Annotated in this window: 14 protein-coding genes; 6 read left to right on the top strand and 8 right to left on the bottom strand. The window is 64.4% G+C overall.

The features are described 5' to 3' along the window. Window positions 1–93: 93 nt before the first annotated feature. Together J2X44_RS06940 and J2X44_RS06935 are read right to left on the bottom strand one after the other, a co-directional pair. On the bottom strand, window positions 94–969 hold the full coding sequence (locus J2X44_RS06940; RefSeq protein ID WP_310088795.1) for an LOG family protein: 876 nt from the start codon (window positions 967–969) through the stop codon (window positions 94–96). 194 nt (window positions 970–1,163) lie between these two features. After that, window positions 1,164–1,865 carry an extensin family protein gene (locus J2X44_RS06935; RefSeq protein ID WP_310088794.1) on the bottom strand — a complete coding sequence of 234 codons (702 nt, stop codon included), beginning with the start codon at window positions 1,863–1,865 and terminating at the stop codon, window positions 1,164–1,166. 170 nt (window positions 1,866–2,035) lie between these two features. Between J2X44_RS06935 and J2X44_RS06930 the strand changes: the two genes are divergently transcribed. From J2X44_RS06930 to J2X44_RS06920, 3 genes are all read left to right on the top strand, one after another. Next, entirely contained in the window at window positions 2,036–3,163 is a 1,128-nt protein-coding gene (locus J2X44_RS06930; RefSeq protein WP_310088793.1) for a phosphoserine transaminase, read from the top strand. 119 nt (window positions 3,164–3,282) lie between these two features. Further along, window positions 3,283–4,869 (top strand): phosphoglycerate dehydrogenase, encoded by a 1,587-nt coding sequence (serA, locus tag J2X44_RS06925; RefSeq protein ID WP_310088792.1) that lies wholly within the window; start codon window positions 3,283–3,285, stop codon window positions 4,867–4,869. A gap of 144 nt (window positions 4,870–5,013) precedes the next feature. Then, window positions 5,014–6,126: an ATP phosphoribosyltransferase regulatory subunit gene (locus tag J2X44_RS06920; protein WP_310088791.1), complete on the top strand. Its 1,113-nt coding sequence runs from the start codon at window positions 5,014–5,016 to the stop codon at window positions 6,124–6,126. A gap of 47 nt (window positions 6,127–6,173) precedes the next feature. On the opposite strand, the gene J2X44_RS06915 is transcribed toward J2X44_RS06920, so the two are convergent. Next, entirely contained in the window at window positions 6,174–6,551 is a 378-nt protein-coding gene (locus J2X44_RS06915; protein ID WP_310088790.1) for a DOPA 4,5-dioxygenase family protein, read from the bottom strand. Between the two features lie 105 nt (window positions 6,552–6,656). Next, complete coding sequence (locus J2X44_RS06910; RefSeq protein WP_310088789.1) at window positions 6,657–7,589, bottom strand: alpha/beta hydrolase; 933 nt, start codon at window positions 7,587–7,589, stop codon at window positions 6,657–6,659. Window positions 7,590–7,741: 152 nt separating this feature from the next. Here J2X44_RS06910 and J2X44_RS06905 point away from each other — a divergent pair, with 152 nt between their 5' ends. After that, window positions 7,742–9,031: an adenylosuccinate synthase gene (locus tag J2X44_RS06905; protein ID WP_310089338.1), complete on the top strand. Its 1,290-nt coding sequence runs from the start codon at window positions 7,742–7,744 to the stop codon at window positions 9,029–9,031. A 3-nt stretch (window positions 9,032–9,034) separates the two neighbouring features. On the opposite strand, the gene J2X44_RS06900 is transcribed toward J2X44_RS06905, so the two are convergent. Further along, window positions 9,035–9,922 (bottom strand): haloalkane dehalogenase, encoded by an 888-nt coding sequence (locus J2X44_RS06900; RefSeq protein WP_310088788.1) that lies wholly within the window; start codon window positions 9,920–9,922, stop codon window positions 9,035–9,037. 76 nt (window positions 9,923–9,998) lie between these two features. Between J2X44_RS06900 and J2X44_RS06895 the strand changes: the two genes are divergently transcribed. After that, window positions 9,999–10,589, top strand: a complete 591-nt coding sequence (locus tag J2X44_RS06895) for an NADPH-dependent FMN reductase (protein ID WP_310088787.1) — start codon at window positions 9,999–10,001, stop codon at window positions 10,587–10,589. 96 nt (window positions 10,590–10,685) lie between these two features. Here the strand turns inward: J2X44_RS06895 and J2X44_RS06890 are convergent, their stop codons facing one another. From J2X44_RS06890 to J2X44_RS06880, 3 genes are all read right to left on the bottom strand, one after another. Then, window positions 10,686–11,999 (bottom strand): MFS transporter, encoded by a 1,314-nt coding sequence (locus tag J2X44_RS06890; protein WP_310088786.1) that lies wholly within the window; start codon window positions 11,997–11,999, stop codon window positions 10,686–10,688. A 157-nt stretch (window positions 12,000–12,156) separates the two neighbouring features. Continuing rightward, window positions 12,157–12,642, bottom strand: a complete 486-nt coding sequence (locus J2X44_RS06885) for a DUF2721 domain-containing protein (protein WP_310088785.1) — start codon at window positions 12,640–12,642, stop codon at window positions 12,157–12,159. After that, complete coding sequence (locus tag J2X44_RS06880) at window positions 12,639–13,859, bottom strand: LL-diaminopimelate aminotransferase (protein ID WP_310088784.1); 1,221 nt, start codon at window positions 13,857–13,859, stop codon at window positions 12,639–12,641. The genes J2X44_RS06885 and J2X44_RS06880 overlap by 4 nt, the downstream gene beginning before the upstream one ends. Before the next feature lie 104 nt (window positions 13,860–13,963). Between J2X44_RS06880 and J2X44_RS06875 the strand changes: the two genes are divergently transcribed. Further along, complete coding sequence (locus tag J2X44_RS06875; RefSeq protein ID WP_310088783.1) at window positions 13,964–15,742, top strand: class I poly(R)-hydroxyalkanoic acid synthase; 1,779 nt, start codon at window positions 13,964–13,966, stop codon at window positions 15,740–15,742. Window positions 15,743–15,850: the final 108 nt, after the last annotated feature.

Raw genomic sequence — 15,850 nt, 5'->3', positions numbered from 1 at the left:
GTCTCAGGCCGAGAGCGCACCCCTACCGCTGCGACTAAGCCAGCAAGCTGGCAAGTCTCGCTGCCTCCCCCATCAAAGGGGGAGGAAAATACGTCACCCCTGCGCTTCGATATTCGCGTAGAAATCCTGAACGATCTGCCACGCCTCTTCGGCGGTCTCGACGAATTTGAACAGTCCCAGGTCGCGCGCGCTCACCACGCCCTCTTCGACCAGCGCGTCGAAATTCACCACGCGTTCCCAGAATTCCTGGCCGAACAGCACGATCGGGATCGGCTTGATCTTGCCGGTCTGGATCAGCGTCAGCAACTCGAACATCTCGTCAAAGGTGCCGAACCCGCCGGGGAACACGCACACCGCGCGGGCGCGGAGCAGGAAGTGCATCTTGCGCAGCGCGAAATAGTGGAATTGAAAACTGAGGTCGGGGGTGACGAAGCGGTTCGGCGCCTGTTCGTGCGGCAACACGATGTTCAGCCCGACCGATTCCTTGCCGACATCATCGGCACCGCGATTGGCCGCTTCCATGATCGACGGGCCGCCGCCCGAGCAGACGACGAAATGGCGGCAACCATTTTCGTCGGGCGGCACCTGGCTTGCCAGCCGCGCCAGCTTGCGTGCTTCCTCATAATATTTCGCCTTGGCCTTCAGGCGGCGCGCGATGTTGCGCTGAACATCGTCAGTCGCCGCGGCTTCGAGCGCGTCGGCCTGTTCGGGCTCGGGAATCCGCGCCGACCCGTAAATGACGAGCATCGACTCGATCTTCGCCTCGTCGAGCAGCAATTCGGGCTTGAGCAGTTCCAGCTGAAAGCGCACCGGGCGCAAATCTTCGCGCAGCAGGAAGTCGTTGTCCTGAAACGCCAGCTTGTACGCGGCGCTCGCGGTCTGCGGGGTGGTGGTCGCCTGCTTGGCGAACTTGGCGTCATCCTTGGCTTTGTGGAAACGCGAACGATGGGGTTGTTTATCTTCTGCCATTGGACAGCGGCTAGCCGCTCTGCGTGACTTTGCCAAGTCAGGCCAAACATCCCTCCCCCTTGATGGGGGAGGCAGTGAAACTTGCCAGCTTGCTGGCTTAGTCACAGCGGTGGGGGGTGCTCTCGGCCTGAAGCGGGCGGCGTCAGGACGCTCCGTCACCCTCATCCAACTTCGCCCATCAAGGGAGAAGGAATTTAGCGGCAGTATCCGTTGCCGCTCATGTCGAAGTGAAAATGATTATAATGCGCGGCATTATAGTCCGGCCCGAGCACGGTGCCAAAGCGGCGGCAGCCCGATTTGTGGAGCGCGCGAAGAAACTCCTGCGAGGCCTTGTCGCCCTTCCATCCGCCGTCGAGCATGATCCGCCGTCCATCGGCGAGGACAAAGCCCGACACGTCGACGGCGTTCGAATAGGCGTGCTGTGACAAGCGGCCCGAGCGGCCGCCATAAATATTGCGGCAGCTGTAGGTGCCAAAGGTCTCGATCTTGACGACCTCCTGCCCGAAATATTTGCGCGCCGCGGGCTTCACCGCAAATTGCGCCCAGCCGGCGAAACTCTTGGCCAGCGGGCAAGTCATCGCACCCAGGTTGGTCGTCGGGGTGCCGATGTCGAGCAGCTTCACCGAATCGATCGAACTGCATCCGCCGCCATGATCCTGATTGGCGAGTGGGGTGAAGCGCACCCCCGCCTGCTTCAGATCGAACGCGCATTGCTGGGCTTCGGCGCTGGTGAACGATGGCGTTCCGACGACCTGCGGGCGGTTGGGCTTGCTGGCGACCGGACGTTTGCTGTCGCTGCGCTTCATCACGTCGGGACTGCCGAAACAGGCCGACAGTGCCAGCGCGGCGCTCGCGGCGATCAATATCCGGGGCTGCAAGAACGGCGGAATCGGCATGGCGTCAAAATACCGGCAAGATGGTTAATAAGCTCTTTAGACTTGCTTCGGCTCACCCGAAATTTAGCGCGGCCCACGCATTTTGTTTGACAGCCCGCGCGCTCACCTTAAACGCAGCGCCGGGCCACGCGGTCCCAACGCCGCGCGAGCTCTCTGCAAGGAGAGACTATATGACTGAAGTGCCGAAACCCGAATTGCGCCCTGCACGCCCGTTTTTCTCCTCCGGACCCTGCGCCAAGCCGCCAGTCTGGTCCCCCGAAAAACTCCAAACCGAATCGCTGGGCCGCTCGCACCGTGCCAACATCGGCAAGACGCGTCTGCAATATTGCATCGATCTGATGCGCGAGATGTTGCAGCTGCCCGACACCCACCGCATCGGCATCGTGCCCGGATCCGACACCGGCGCCTTCGAGATGGCGATGTGGACGATGCTGGGCGCCAAGCCGGTGACGACACTCGCATGGGAGAGCTTCGGCGAGGGCTGGGTCACCGACGCCGCCAAGCAACTCAAGCTCGACCCGACCGTCATCCGCGCCGATTACGGCCAGCTTCCCGATCTGACGCAGGTCGACTGGTCGAACGACGTGCTGTTCACCTGGAACGGCACGACCAGCGGCGTCCGCGTCCCGAACGGCGACTGGATCGCCGCCGACCGCGAAGGCCTGAGCTTTGCCGACGCGACCAGCGCGGTGTTCGCTTACGACCTGCCCTGGGACAAGATCGACGTCGCGACCTTCAGCTGGCAGAAAGTGCTCGGCGGCGAGGGCGGCCATGGCGTGCTGATCCTCGGCCCGCGCGCGGTCGAACGGCTCGAAACCTACACTCCCGCCTGGCCGCTGCCGAAGGTGTTCCGCCTCGTGTCGAAGGGCGCGCTGACCGAGGGCGTGTTCAAGGGCGAGACGATCAACACCCCGTCAATGCTCGCGGTCGAAGACGCGATCTTCGCGCTCGAATGGGCGAAGTCGCTGGGCGGCCTCGACGGATTGAAGGCGCGCAGCGACGCGAACGCTGCGGCGCTCGACAAGATCGTCGCCGACCGCGACTGGCTCAGCCACCTCGCCGCCGATCCCGCCAGCCGGTCGAAGACCTCGGTTTGCCTGTCGGTCGCCGGTGCCGACGAGGATTTCATCAAGAAATTCGCGGCCCTGCTCGACAAGGAAGGCGCGGCCTACGACATCGCAGGTTATCGCGACGCACCGCCGGGGCTTCGCATCTGGTGCGGCGCGACCATCGACACCGCTGACATCGAAGCACTCGGCCCGTGGCTCGACTGGGCCTACTCAACCCTCTCCGCCTGACGCCTTAATCGTCATTCCCGCGAAGGCGGGAATCCCGCTTTTTCCAAGTCACGTCCAGCATTGAACAAGAAAGCGGGACCCCCGCTTTCGCGGGGGTGACGAGAAATAGGATTATCGAAATGACCGCACCCAAAGTCCTCATCAGCGACAAAATGGACCCCAAAGCCGCCGCGATCTTTGCCGAACGCGGCATCCAGGTCGACGTCATCACCGGCAAGACCAAGGACGAGCTGATCGCGATGATCGGCGACTATGACGGCCTTGCCATCCGTTCGGCCACGAAAGTCACCGCCGACGTCCTCGCCGCCGCAACCAATCTGAAAGTCGTCGGCCGCGCCGGGATCGGGGTCGACAATGTCGATATTCCCGCGGCGTCGAAACAGGGCGTCATCGTGATGAACACGCCCTTCGGCAACAGCATCACCACCGCCGAACATGCGATCGCGATGATGTTCGCGCTCGCCCGCCAGATTCCCGAAGCGAACGCCGGGACGCAGGCGGGCAAGTGGCCGAAGAATGATTTCATGGGGGTCGAACTGACCTCCAAAACCCTCGGCCTGATCGGTTGCGGCAATATCGGCAGCATCGTGGCCGAACGTGCGCTGGGCCTGCGTATGAAGGTCGTCGCCTTCGATCCCTTCCTGACCCCCGAACGCGCGATCGAGCTTGGCGTCGAAAAGGCCGATCTCGACACGCTGCTCGCCAAAGCCGACTTCATCACGCTGCACACGCCGCTGACCGACCAGACGCGCAATATTCTGTCGGCCGAAAATCTGGCCAAGGCGAAGAAGGGCGTGCGGATCATCAACTGCGCGCGTGGCGGGTTGATCGACGAAGCGGCGCTGAAGGACGCGCTCGACAGCGGCCATGTCGCGGGCGCGGCGCTCGACGTGTTTGCGCAGGAGCCCCCCGCCGCCGATCACCCGCTATTCAGCGCCCCGAACTTCATCTGCACCCCGCATCTGGGCGCCTCGACCGACGAAGCGCAGGTCAATGTCGCCATTCAGGTGGCCGAACAGATTTCGGATTATCTGCTCACCGGCGGCATCACCAACGCGCTCAACGTCCCCAGCCTGTCGGCCGAAGAAGCGCCGAAGCTGCGCCCCTATATGAGCCTCGCCGAAAAGCTCGGCAGCCTGGTCGGCCAGCTCGCGCACGACAATCTCACCACCATCTCGGTCGAGGTCGAGGGGGCAGCGGCAGAACTCAACCTCAAGCCGATCACCGCCGCGGTGCTGACCGGCCTGATGCGCCGCTATTCGGACAGCGTGAACATGGTCAACGCCCCGCATCTGGCGCGCGAACGCGGCCTCGACGTCCGCGAAGTGCGCCACGACCGCGACGGCGATTACCACACGCTGGTGCGCGTCACCGTCGCCACCGAACAGGGCGACCGCTCGGTTGCGGGCACGCTGTTCAGCAATGGCGACCCGCGGCTGGTCGAAATGTTCGGGATCAAGGTCGAGGCCGACCTCGACGGCCATATGCTCTATATCGTCAACGAGGACGCCCCGGGGTTCATCGGCCGCATCGGCACGACGCTGGGCGACGCCGGGCTCAACATCGGCACCTTCCACCTCGGCCGCCGCGGCGCGGGCGGCGAGGCGGTGCTGCTCCTCTCGCTCGATTCGCCGATGCCTGAGCCGCTGCTGTGGCAGCTGTGCCAGTTGCCCGGCGTGAAGACGGTGAAGGGACTCAAATTCTAGCGCCATCCTCCATTTCCGTTCGTGTCGAGCGAAGTCGAGACACCTATCGGGTGACCATGCCATCAAGGCATCTCGACTTCGCTCGATGCGAACGGAAATTCTGGGTTGTTGAATCAAGTTTTCGACCCGCCTAAGGCCGCACCCATGCCCCGCACCCCTGCCCTGCTACCCGAAGGCCTCCGCGATCGCCTGCCCCAACAGGCCGAAGCCGCGTCGCGCGTCACCCGCGCGCTCGTCGATGCGATGCGCGCGCATGGCTATGGCCGCGTGGCGCCGCCGCTGGCCGAGTTTCGCGAGACGCTGGGCGGCGACGATGATCGCACCACCCGCGACCTGCTGCGCTTCACCGATCCGGTGTCGCAGCGGACGCTGGCGCTTCGCCCCGATATCACGCGGCAGGTCGGGCGGATCGCCACCTCACTGCTCGCCAATGCCCCGCGCCCGCTGCGGCTTTGCTACGCCGGTCAGATCGTCAAACTGCGCGCCAGCCAGCTGCGCCCGGCGCGCGAGATGCTCCAGGTTGGCGCCGAGCTGATCGGCAGCGACAGCGTCGCGGCAGCGCGCGAGATTGTGTCGGTCGCGATCGACGCGCTCGAAGCCGCGGGGATCGGCCCGGTGACGATCGACTTCACCCTGCCCGACGTCGTCGATCTGCTCGCGAACGGTCCGCTGCCCGTCGATACCGACATCCAGCAATTGCGCGACGAGCTCGACGCCAAGGACGCCGGGGCGCTTACCCGCATCGGCGCCGCGGCCTATCTGCCCTTGCTCCGCGCCACCGGCCCCTTCGATCAGGCGATTGCGGATCTGCGCGCCTTCGATACATCGGGGGTGCTCACCGCCCGCATCGACGCGCTCGAAGCGATCGCTGCCCCCATCCGCGACCGCGTCACGCTGACCCTCGACCCGACCGAACGCCACGGCTTTGCCTATCAAAGCTGGTTCGGATTCCAGATCTTCGTTCCGGGGCAGGGCGACGCGGTCGGCCGCGGCGGCGGCTATGCGATTCCGGTTGGCGAACAGGAGGAAGCCGCGGTCGGCTTTTCGCTCTATCCCGATCCGCTGATCGACGCGGGGCTGGGTGCCGAAGACGACAGCGACCGCCGCATCTTCCTGCCGCTGGGCCACGATCCGGTGCTCGCGGCGAGCCTGCGCGCCGATGACTGGCAGACGGTGGCCGCCCTGTCCGATATTGACGATGCGCAGGCGCTGGGGTGCGGGTGGCGGCTGGGTGCCGACGGACCAACAGCGGTCTGAGGCCCATATCTATCGTCATCCCGGCGAAGGCCGGGATGACGGACGGTTTAAAAATCCGAAACCCCGAACCGCGGCACGCCTTGATTGACCCCCGGCGGATCGAGCACCGTCACATCGAGCGTCACAGGCTCGCCAATCCAGTGCGCCAGCGTCGTGTGGTCGGCCAGGTCATCATCGGTCAGTGGATGAACAAGCGCGCGCAGGCCGGTCGCTTCGATGGTCGCCACGACATCATCGTACGACCGCGCCAGAAAATGCACCTCATATTGCGCGATCGGGTGCGGCCCTGCAGGTCCGTCGGTCATCGCGCCGACGAACAGGATCGCGGGATCTTTGCCGAAATCGTCGCGAAGCGCAGCCGCGGTAGGCCGCTCGACGGGGTCGTAATAGATATGCGCGTGGTAAGGGGCGTCGGGGTTGGTCATGGCCGCATATCCTTTCTCTTCAGCCGTCATTGCGAGCGTAGCGAAGCAATCCAGAGCGGCCTTACCCTGCTCTGGATTGCTTCGCTACGCTCGCAATGACGATGGCTATTTTGCGAACACCCGCTTCAACCACGCATCAACCGCCCCCGTCGCCGCATAGGCCGGATCACCCAGACTGCGGTTGATCTCGGCATGGCCTTTCAGCCCCTCGCCGGGGAAACTGCCATGTTCGACCCGGCTGCCGCCCGCAGTCAGCGAGGCCCCCAAGGCCTTCGCCTGCCGCACGCCATCTTCGCGCTGGACATAGAGCAGCAGAAACTCCCGCGCATTGGGCGCCGCGGCGTGCGCCGTCGGCGACAAGGCTTTTTGCCGCGCCGGGTCTGTCCCGAACGCCTGCTTGTAGGTCGCTTGCATGATCGGCGGGCCGTCCTTCATCTGCGCGGGAACATCATAAGCCGCGCCGTCATTCGGGATCACCCCCGCGATGTCGGCGAAAGACAGCCCGGCCCCCCTCAGATAACGCTCGTCGGTGCCAACCAGCGCGACCAGATGCGCGCCCGCGCTATGTCCCATCAGCACGATCCGCCGCCGATCGATGCCCAGCGCGCTGGCGCGGTCGATCAGAGCCTTGACCGCGCTCGCCACATCGGCCGCCTGCTGCTCGACCGTCGCGGCGGGGACGAGGCGATAGTTGATCGACGCAAAGGCATAGCCCTGCCCCGGATAATGCACCGGCTTGAAGCGCCCGGTCGCATTGTCCTTGCTACCGCGCTTCCACCCGCCGCCATGGACATAGACGATCAGCGGCGCCGGTCCTTTGGCCGCTTTGGCGCGCCAGACATCCAGCACCTGCAACGCATCGCTGCCATAGGCGATCGTCTCACCCCCCGGCACCTTGGCGCCATCCTCGGCGCCCATGCGTTCGGCCATTCGCTCACGCAGCCGGTCGCGCAGTTTTTCGCGCGCATCGCTGACCGGCATCCCGCTTGCCACCACGGCGGTCACCGCCGCCAGCCCGATCCAGATTCGCTTGCTCATATCCGCACCTCCATCGCCCCCCGGCGCGCATCGCTTGTCCGGCCCAAATGTCGCAAAATCATCCCAGCGCGCTTGCCTCTGCGGCCAAATCCGCTAAGGCCTCGCCGGGCGCCGCGCTGGTCGTTTTTGGCCCGGTTCAGCAGGACAGCATCATGGCAAATGTTACCGTCATCGGGTCGCAATGGGGCGACGAGGGCAAGGGCAAGATTGTCGACTGGCTTGCCAGCCGCGCCGATGCCGTGGTGCGTTTCCAGGGCGGCCATAATGCCGGTCATACGCTCGTCGTCGGCGAGCAGGTCTACAAGCTGTCGCTGCTCCCGTCGGGCATCGTCACCGGCACGCTGTCGATCATCGGCAACGGCGTCGTGCTCGACCCCTGGGCGCTGCGCGACGAGATCACCAAGCTGCGCGGCCAGGGCGTCGTCATCAATGCAGAGAATTTTGCGATCGCCGACAATTGCGCGCTGATCCTGCCGTTCCACCGCGACCTCGACGCGCTGCGCGAAACCGCGGCGGGTGCAGGCAAGATCGGCACCACCGGGCGCGGAATCGGTCCGGCCTATGAGGACAAGGTCGGTCGCCGCGCGATCCGCGTCTGCGACCTCGCCCATCTCGACAAGCTCGAACCGCAGCTCGACCGCCTGACCGCGCACCACGACGCGCTGCGCGCCGGGTTCGGCGAGCCGCCGATCGACCGCGAGCGGCTGGTCGCCGACCTCACCGAAATCGCCGACTATGTGCTCGAATATGCCCAGCCGGTGTGGAAGCGCCTGAAGAAAGTCCGCAAGGCGGGCGCGCGCATCTTGTTCGAAGGCGCGCAGGGTGTCCTGCTCGACGTCGATCACGGCACCTATCCCTTCGTCACCAGCAGCAACACGGTGAGCGGCACCGCCGCCAGCGGCTCGGGCCTTGGCCCCTCGGCGGTCGGCTTCGTCCTCGGTATCGCCAAGGCTTATACGACGCGCGTCGGCAGCGGCCCCTTCCCCACCGAACTCGAAGACGCGACCGGCCAGAAGCTCGGCGAACGCGGCCATGAATTCGGCACCGTCACCGGGCGCAAGCGCCGCTGCGGCTGGTTCGACGCGGTACTGGTGCGGCAAAGCTGCGCGGTATCGGGCGTCACCGGCATCGCGCTCACCAAGCTCGACGTGCTTGACGGCTTCGACACGATCCGCATCTGCACCGGCTACCGGCTGCGCGGCAAGATCCTCGACTATTTCCCGGCGCACTCCGCCGATCAGGCCGAGGTCGAGCCGATCTACGAGGAAATGGACGGCTGGCAGGAAACGACCGCGGGTGCGCGCAGCTATGCCGACCTGCCCGCGCAGGCGATCAAATATATCCAGCGCGTCCAGGAACTGATCGAGACCCCGATCGCGCTGGTATCAACCAGCCCCGAGCGCGAGGACACAATCCTGATCCGCGACCCGTTCAGCGACTGACGATCAGCGCCCGGCAGCAGCGACATCTCGGATCGCGGCGACGAATCCGGCCGGGTCATCCTCCTGAATGAAATGCCCGCCGTGCAAAGTTCGGTGCGCCATGCTCTGCGCGCCGGGAACGCGCGACGTGAACAGCGCATCACCGCCGCGCGTGATCGGGTCGCCATCGGAAAAGCAGCACAGGAACGGCTTGTCGAACGCCTCCAGCGCCGCCCAGGCGCGCTTTTGATCTGGCACCGCGGCATTGTGGCCCAGCGGTACGAATGATGGATAGACCCGTGCCGCGACCTTCGACGCGCGGGTCGGGAATGGCGCATCATAGGCCGCAATCTCGGCGGCGCTCAGCTCACGCTTGGCCCCCGCCTTGACGATCTTGCCGATCGGGAACACCGGGCTGTAGCGCGAAAAAGCGCGCCAGATGGCAAAGGCGCGCGGCGCGGGTTGCCCTTCGGGGAGTCCACCGTTCGATAACGCGACCCCAGCGAACCTCTCGGGCATTTCGGCGACCAGTCGCAGGCCGATCAATGAACCCCAATCCTGACAGGCGAGGATCATGTTTTTGAGGTCGAGTGCCTCGATCGATTGCCGCATCCATGCGACCTGCGCCGCATAGCTGTAGGCCGTGCGGTCGAGGGGTTTGTCCGAACGACCGAAGCCGATCAGGTCGGGCGCGACGACGCGAAACCCCGCATCGACCGCCGGACCGATCATGTGACGATACAGATAGGCCCAAGTCGGCTCGCCATGCAGCATCAGCACCGGCTGGGCATCGGACGCGCCCTCATCAACAAAATGGACGCGCAGGCCGCCCTCGATCTCGACATAATGTGGCGCATAGGGCCAGTCCGGCAAATCCGCAAAACGATCGTCCGGCGTGCGATAAACGCGCATCATTTTCTCCCCCAATCTTGGTCGCGGGCAGCTTAGGACACTTCCGTTGCGGCGCAAGCCGTGCCACCGTCGCACCATGACCCGTCACATACTCATCTTCTATGGCAGCTACCGCCGCGACCGGCAGGGCATCAAGCTCGCGCAGTGGCTGGTCGATGCCGTGATCGCGCGCGGCGACAGCGCCGAACTGATCGACGCCAAAGCGGTGAACCTGCCGATGCTCGACCGCATGTACAAAGAATATGCGAAGGGCGAAGCGCCGCCCGCGATGGGCGAGCTTGCGGAGAAAATTCGCGCCGCCGACGGCTTTCTGTTCGTCACCGGCGAATATAATTGGGGACCGCAGCCGGGATTGAAGAATTTGACCGACCATTTCCTCGAAGAATGGTTCTGGCGCCCCGCCGCGATCGCCTGTTACTCGGCAGGGCCATGGTCGGGGGTGCGCGCGATGATGGGCTGGCGCGATACGCTGGGCGAAATGGGGATGGCGGTCACCTCGTCGATCCTCCCCGTCGGGCGGATCGGCGGTGCGTTCGATGCCGATGGCCAGCCGACGGGCGACGATGGCGCGCGGCTGGTCAAGAGCTTCCCGCGCTTCGCCGACGACCTCAATTGGTGGATCGACGCTGCCAAGGCGCAGCGCGCGAAGGTCGATCCGCCCTATTGATTCGTCATTGTGAGGAGCGAAGCGACGCGGCAATCCAGAGTAGGCGTAAACCGCTCTGGATTGCTTCGCTCCGCTCGCAATGACGAGACGTGGCAGCTAACCCGACTTCAACTCGGCCTTCAGCCGCAAGCTGGCGCGCCAGAAGAAGAACGCCGGGATCAGCCCTAGCCAAGCCGCGCCATACAGCACCCAGCGCACGCTTTCGGTTCCGGCCACAGGTTGCAGTGCGTCGGACAACACCCCGAACAGGAACGGCCCGAGGCCGAGACCGATCAAATTCTGTCCGAACAACATGATCGACGCCGCGACGGCGCGCGCGCGCGGTTGGACCAGCCCCTGCACACAGCCGTAAGCGGGCCCATAATAAGCCGAATTGAGGATGGTCGGGATGATCAGCATCGCCACTGCGACGCGCCAGTCCTCCATATAATAGCCCAGGAACAGGATCGGCGCTGCGATCGCCATGCCGTAGGCGGGAAAGGTCAGCAGATGTTTCTTGTCACGCGGGCCGTATTTGTCGGCCATCTTGCCGCCCAGCCAGGTTCCGAACGCCCCGGCCAGCCCCAGCACCACCGCCATCGACAGCCCGGCCTCGGTCGTCGATAGTCCGTGGCTGCGGATGAAGAAGCTGATCGTCCACAGCGCCTTGCCATAACCCAGGACGGCAACGACCGACGCGGCGATCAGGATGTAGATGAAGGCGCGCGAACTGAAAATTTCGCGCAGCGCCTCGCCCGTTGAGAGCGGCACGACCCCCCGTGCCGTCGCCACCGCTTCCTCCGAACGGCTGTGTCGCGGCTCGCGCATCACGAACAGCACCACCAGCGCCAGCAGGATTCCCGGCGCACCGACCATCATCAAGGCGACGCGCCAGCCATAAAGATCGTTGACGACCCCGCCGATGATCAGCCCGAGCAGCGACCCGATCGGCACGCCAAGGCCATAGAACGCAATCGCCGACGAGCGTTTTTCGGCCGGGACGCTGTCCGAAATCAGCGAATGGGCGGCCGGGGTGCATCCCGCCTCGCCGACCCCGACCCCGACCCGCGCCAGCAGCAACTGGACGAAATTCTGCGCCAGCCCGCACACCGCGGTCATCGCCGACCAGATCGCCAGCGAGATCGCGATCAGCCGCACCCGGTTGGTGCCGTCCTTGTCGGCGTAGCGCGCGATCGGGATACCGAGCAGCGCATAAAAGACCGCAAAGGCCGGTCCCGCCAGCAGCCCGAGCTGGGTGTCCGAAAGCCCCAGGTCGGCCTTGATCGGTTCGGCCAATATGTTGACGATCTGCCGGTCCAGAAAGTTGAAGATATAAACGACCAGCAAAATCCACAGCATCGACCGCGTTTGCGCGGAAACACCGGCGGACGGGGTGGCAATGCCCGGCGACAAGGCTGCTTTTTCGGTCATTTCTATCTCCCGCGTCCATGGGAGCAGACCGGGGGGAGTGGTGTCAACGTTCTTGCGGCGCGCTGACGTCGCTCACTTGCAATTGCCGCTACGGCTGCCAGCCTGCGACCTGTCCAAAAAAATCTCGCGGCGTCCCGAGGGCGCAATGACGACAGGCTTAGCGTTTATCGCGCCGCCGCTTCCAGCCCATTTCTTCCAGCTCGAGCAACTCCATCGGGACATGGATATTGCGGATCGCCATCCGCACCTCGATCAGGAACAGCACCAGCGAGGCGAGGAGCAGCAGCATCGCGATCGCGAACGCCCACGACGCCGCCAGGCCCAGGTTGAACCCGGCGATCGCCTGCGCGAACAGCAGCGCCACGAGCAGGCACACGACGATCCCGCACGCGACCGCGGCGGCGATCGCATTGTTGATCACATCCATCCGGCGGTCGGCAGCGCGCAGTTCGGCGACGACCCGTTCATGCTCCGCCCCCTCGGTTTCCGCCCAACGCTCCATTAGCGCGCGCGATCGATCGACGACGCGCGACAACCGCCCGGTCAGCACATTGAGCAGGCTTCCCGTCGCGACGAGCAGGAACACCGGGGTGACGGACAGCTGGATCGTCTCGGCGATCATCGCCGAGCCGGTCATACTCATCCCTCGGCGCCGACGGCGACCGACGGCGTGTTGACGCCGTGCAGCTGGAGAAATTTGCGAATGTTGCGCGCTGCCTGGCGGATGCGCTGCTCATTTTCGACCATCGCGATGCGGACGAAACCTTCACCATCTTCGCCATAGCCGACGCCGGGTGCCACCGCGACCTTGGCATGGATCAGCATCTGCTTGGAAAATTCCAGACTGCCCATGTCTTTCAGCGCGGGCGGCAGCGGCGCCCAGGCGAACATCGACGCCTTCGGGCTCGGGATGTCCCAACCGGCCCGGGCGAAGCTCTCGACCATCACGTCGCGGCGCTTCTGATACAGGTCGCGGTTGCGGGCGACGATGTCCTGCGGCCCGTTCAGCGCCGCGCAGGCCGCGGCCTGAATCGGGGTGAAGGCGCCATAGTCGAGATAGGATTTCACCCGCGTCATCGCGGCGATCAGCCGCTTGTTGCCGACCGCAAAGCCCATCCGCCAGCCCGCCATCGAGTATGTTTTCGACATCGAGGTAAATTCGATCGCCACATCCTTGGCCCCCGGCACCTGCAGGATCGATGGCGTCGGGTTGCCGTCGTAATAAAGTTCCGAATAGGCGAGGTCCGACAGCACCCAGACCTTGTTCTCCTTCGCCCACGCGACCAGCCGTTCGTAGAACGCCAGGTCCACCGCCTCGGCGGTCGGGTTCGACGGGTAATTGACCACCAGGATCGACGGGCGCGGCACGGTGAACGCCATCGCGCGGTCGAGCGCGCGCCAGTAATTCTCGTCGGGCGTCGTCGGCACGCTGCGGATCGTCGCCCCAGCAATGATGAAGCCAAAGGTGTGGATCGGATAGCTCGGGTTCGGTGCCAGCACGACGTCGCCGGGGCCGGTGATCGCGGTCGCCAGACTCGCGAGCCCTTCCTTCGACCCCATCGTCACCACGACTTCGCTCTCCGCGTCGAGTTCGACGTTGAAGCGGCGCGCATAATAATTGGCCTGCGCCTTGCGGAGGCCCGGAATGCCCTTCGACTGCGAATAGCCGTGCGCGTCGGGCTTCATCGCCACTTCGCAGAGCTTTTCGATGACATGCGCGGGGGGCGGCAGGTCGGGGTTGCCCATCCCCAGGTCGATGATGTCTTCGCCCGAGGCGCGGGCGGCCGCACGCATCGCATTGACTTCGGCGATGACATAGGGCGGCAGGCGCTTGATGCGATAGAATTCATCTTCGGACATGGGAAACTAGAACAACTCCTTTTCGTTGCGGGACGATCAGCGGTCGCAAGTCGCGACGCGGCTTGTTATAGGCAGTTTGACGGCACTGACCAGCGGGAACGAGCATGAACCAGGCAGATCAAGACGGCACGACCGAAGCGCCCAATCCCTTTCTGCCGTCGCCCGACGACATGCAACATTGGGCCAGCGTCATCGGGCGGGCACAGCAGATGATGCTGGAATATGCGCTGGGCCAGGCCAATGACGGACAGGCGAGCGCAGCGGCGATGTTCGATCCCTCCACATGGCTCGAGAACCCGGCCACCCAGCTGTGGACCCAGCAGTCGTCGAAGCTGTGGGATCAGGGCGTCGCCTTCTGGACCTCGCTGGCAACCTTGAACCCGATGACCCCCGCAGCGCTGGATGGCGCGGCGCCAAAGGATCGCCGCTTTGCCGACCCCGACTGGGGTTCGAACCCGGTGTTCGCGATGATCCGCCAAACCTATGGCCTGCTCGCCGAACAGATGTTGGCCACGACGCGCCAGCTCGACGGGCTGGACCCCGCGGCGCGCGCCAAGATGGAATTTGCCGCCAAGGGCATCGCCGACGCGATGGCGCCGACCAACCTCGCGCTGACCAATCCCGAAGTCATCAAGCGCGCCGTCGAGACGCGCGGCGAAAGTCTGCTCAAGGGCTTGCAGCATATGCTGACCGACCTGTCACGCGGCCAGCTGTCTCACGTCGATCCGGACGCGTTCGAGGTCGGGGTCAATATCGCGACCACCCCGGGCAAGGTTATTCATGAAACCGACCTGTATCAGCTGATCCAATATACGCCGACGACCAGGGAGGTGTTCACCGTTCCGCTGCTGATCTTCCCGCCGTGGATCAACCGCTTCTACATCCTCGACCTCAACCCTGCCAAAAGCTTCGTCGCCTGGGCGGTCGAACAGGGGCTGAGCGTGTTCATGGTGTCGTGGAAATCGGCCGATGCGTCGATGAAGGACGTGGTGTGGGACGATTATATCGCGGCGCAGGTCGATGCGATCGACACGGTGCGCGCGGCGCTCGATGTCCCCGCGGTCCATACGATCGGCTATTGCGTGGCCGGGACCACGCTCGCCGCAACGCTCGCGGTGCTGGCCGCAAAGGGCGAAGCCGAGCGGGTAAAATCGGTGACCTTTTTCACCGCGCAGGTCGATTTCGAACAGGCCGGCGACCTCAAGCTGTTCATCGACGACGGCTATCTCGCCCTGCTTCAGCAGTTGTCGGCGCCGGGCTTCCTCGACGGCCGCTACATGGCGGCAACCTTCAACAGCTTGCGCGGGCGCGACCTGATCTGGAACTATGTCGTCAACAATTACCTGCTCGGTAACGACTATCCGCCCTTCGACCTGCTGTACTGGAACGGCGACACGACCAACCTGCCCGCCAAATGGCACCGGCAATATCTGATCGACCTGTACCGCGACAATCGCATGGTCATCCCCAACAGCCTGTCGGCGCTCGGTACCCCGATCGACCTGAGAAAAATCGAGACCCCCGCCTATATCCAGGCGGGGCGCGAGGATCATATCGCCCCGCTCGCCAGCGTCTGGCGGTTGATGGACAATTTGTCCGGCCCGAAAACCTTCCTGCTCGCCGGGTCGGGCCATATTGCCGGAGTGGTGAATCCGCCTGCCGCAGGCAAATATCAATATTGGACTGGAGACAGCAACGCCGCGACGCTCGACGAGTTCGTTGCGGGCGCCAGTGAGACTAAGGGCAGCTGGTGGCCGCACTGGATCGACTGGATTGCGGCACAGGATGGCGAAACAGTCGCCGCCAAAGGCGCCCGCATGCCCGGGAAAGGCGCCAAAAAGGCGATCGAAGACGCGCCCGGTCGCTATGTCAAACAGCGGTAATATCTAGCGATTATCCAGCCTTTGGGCGGCGATGACAGTTTTTTTGTGCGCTGCACAAAAATACCCTTGAAATCGCCGAGCCACTCCTATATTGTGCACTGCAACATA

The sequence above is a fragment of the Sphingopyxis sp. BE259 genome, assembly GCF_031457495.1.
Classification (GTDB): Bacteria; Pseudomonadota; Alphaproteobacteria; order Sphingomonadales; family Sphingomonadaceae; genus Sphingopyxis.
Note: the sequence above shows the minus strand (reverse complement) of the source record. Positions and strands in the feature narration are given on the sequence as shown.

What these genes read in the sequence shown, in the direction of transcription:
- J2X44_RS06940 (WP_310088795.1), bottom strand. Translation starts at nt 969, where the DNA reads ATGGCAGAAGATAAACAACCCCATCGTTCGCGTTTCCACAAAGCCAAG.
- J2X44_RS06935 (WP_310088794.1), bottom strand. Translation starts at nt 1,865, where the DNA reads ATGCCGATTCCGCCGTTCTTGCAGCCCCGGATATTGATCGCCGCGAGC.
- J2X44_RS06930 (WP_310088793.1), top strand. Translation starts at nt 2,036, where the DNA reads ATGACTGAAGTGCCGAAACCCGAATTGCGCCCTGCACGCCCGTTTTTC.
- serA (WP_310088792.1), top strand. Translation starts at nt 3,283, where the DNA reads ATGACCGCACCCAAAGTCCTCATCAGCGACAAAATGGACCCCAAAGCC.
- J2X44_RS06920 (WP_310088791.1), top strand. Translation starts at nt 5,014, where the DNA reads ATGCCCCGCACCCCTGCCCTGCTACCCGAAGGCCTCCGCGATCGCCTG.
- J2X44_RS06915 (WP_310088790.1), bottom strand. Translation starts at nt 6,551, where the DNA reads ATGACCAACCCCGACGCCCCTTACCACGCGCATATCTATTACGACCCC.
- J2X44_RS06910 (WP_310088789.1), bottom strand. Translation starts at nt 7,589, where the DNA reads ATGAGCAAGCGAATCTGGATCGGGCTGGCGGCGGTGACCGCCGTGGTG.
- J2X44_RS06905 (WP_310089338.1), top strand. Translation starts at nt 7,742, where the DNA reads ATGGCAAATGTTACCGTCATCGGGTCGCAATGGGGCGACGAGGGCAAG.
- J2X44_RS06900 (WP_310088788.1), bottom strand. Translation starts at nt 9,922, where the DNA reads ATGCGCGTTTATCGCACGCCGGACGATCGTTTTGCGGATTTGCCGGAC.
- J2X44_RS06895 (WP_310088787.1), top strand. Translation starts at nt 9,999, where the DNA reads ATGACCCGTCACATACTCATCTTCTATGGCAGCTACCGCCGCGACCGG.
- J2X44_RS06890 (WP_310088786.1), bottom strand. Translation starts at nt 11,999, where the DNA reads ATGACCGAAAAAGCAGCCTTGTCGCCGGGCATTGCCACCCCGTCCGCC.
- J2X44_RS06885 (WP_310088785.1), bottom strand. Translation starts at nt 12,642, where the DNA reads ATGAGTATGACCGGCTCGGCGATGATCGCCGAGACGATCCAGCTGTCC.
- J2X44_RS06880 (WP_310088784.1), bottom strand. Translation starts at nt 13,859, where the DNA reads ATGTCCGAAGATGAATTCTATCGCATCAAGCGCCTGCCGCCCTATGTC.
- J2X44_RS06875 (WP_310088783.1), top strand. Translation starts at nt 13,964, where the DNA reads ATGAACCAGGCAGATCAAGACGGCACGACCGAAGCGCCCAATCCCTTT.